This is a genomic window from Plectonema radiosum NIES-515, assembly GCF_025753815.1.
GTDB classification, from domain to species: Bacteria; Cyanobacteriota; Cyanobacteriia; order Cyanobacteriales; family Nostocaceae; genus Hassallia; species Hassallia radiosum_A.
The window spans coordinates 1-1,295 of the sequence record NZ_JAOWRF010000082.1 but is presented as its reverse complement, the minus strand read 5'-3'; the positions used below and the strand labels follow the sequence as shown (position 1 = coordinate 1,295).

At 38.4% G+C, this 1,295-nt stretch carries 1 protein-coding gene; it reads left to right on the top strand.

Features of this window, described 5'->3' with window-relative positions; genetic code table 11:
* Window positions 1-248 precede the first annotated feature (248 nt).
* Window positions 249-1,049, top strand: coding sequence for a PEP-CTERM sorting domain-containing protein (locus OGM63_RS05105; RefSeq protein ID WP_263744418.1), 801 nt, complete (start codon window positions 249-251; stop codon window positions 1,047-1,049).
* The last annotated feature ends 246 nt before the right edge of the window (window positions 1,050-1,295 follow it).

The following is a 1,295-nucleotide window of genomic DNA, read 5'->3' as shown; positions in this document are numbered from 1 at the left end:
AGTGGACTTTACTTAAGTACGGAATACTATTTAATTTAAAATATACTTTTAGAAAAAAAACATAAATATATCCACTTAAATTATTAGAAAAAATGGAATCTTGTAACCCTTTCTGCGGATGAACTTTATCTCATCTTTAGCGCAATTAAAATAATAAAAGGTTTTAGTAAAAAATAGAACTTAAAGTAGACAATTATTTATCCGAGGTGTCAAGGTATCGATAGGACAAATCGAAAGGAAATAAATCAATGTTTACTACTTTAAAAAGCTTTTTAACTGGCACATTACTCACAGTTGGTCTAGCAATTGTCGGTACAGGTCAAGCAATGGCAACGTCGCTCAACGCAACCGCAACCGTAACCGCAGATAATCACTACGGATTATTCTATGGAGACAAAGCTGGAAAATCACTGAATTTAGTCGGTCGTAACGAACTCGGAAGCTCAGGTAGTCAAGGAGGATATAATTGGTCTACCCCAGAAAGTTTTGATTTTAAAGTGAATGCAGCGGATTACTTATATGTGGTTGCCTGGGACGATCAAAGCGTAGATGAATCTTGGCTCGGTCAATTTAAATTTTCTAACGGTCAGACATTGCTTAGTAAGTCAACCGATTGGGAATATATAATCAGCAAAAACTCTAACCCCTTTACTCGGGAAGTGTCAGTTGGTGAACGTGACCAGGGTTACTTGTCCAACGGCGATCGCTTTGAAGGAAATCTTCCAAAGAACGGAGAATTGGCTGAGGAAATTCTAGCAGGGAATTGGACTGGTGCACAATACCGGGGAACTAATGGAGTAGGAGCTAATGCTACCAGCCCTTGGGGTAATATTTCTGGAATTGCCCAAAACGCAGAGTTTCTCAATACCACTACTGATAGTCAGTTACAAGCGGGAACTTCTGGAAACACCCATTACACTATCTTCCGAACTAATAGGTCTGTAGCACAGTTGACTAGTGTTCCTGAACCTAGTTCTATGTTAGGTTTACTAGCTTTCGGTGCTGTAAGTGCTGGGTCATTTCTCAAACGCAAATCAAAGACAGTTTAAAATTATTTTCACTCAAAGAAGAGGAAAAATTTAAAATATTGTTTTTAAACAAAAAGCCCAGTGCGATCGCGCTGGGTTTTTTATTATAAACAGAAAAAGCAAAGTTATTATAGCGCAATACGCTTGGTGTTAAGGATTTTTGGTATTGATTTCGGCATGTAGAGACGCGAAATTTCGCGTCTCTACAGAGGATTTCAGGCTTAACTGAACGGTATTGTATTATAGCGCTTCTCGGTTGCCTGCAAT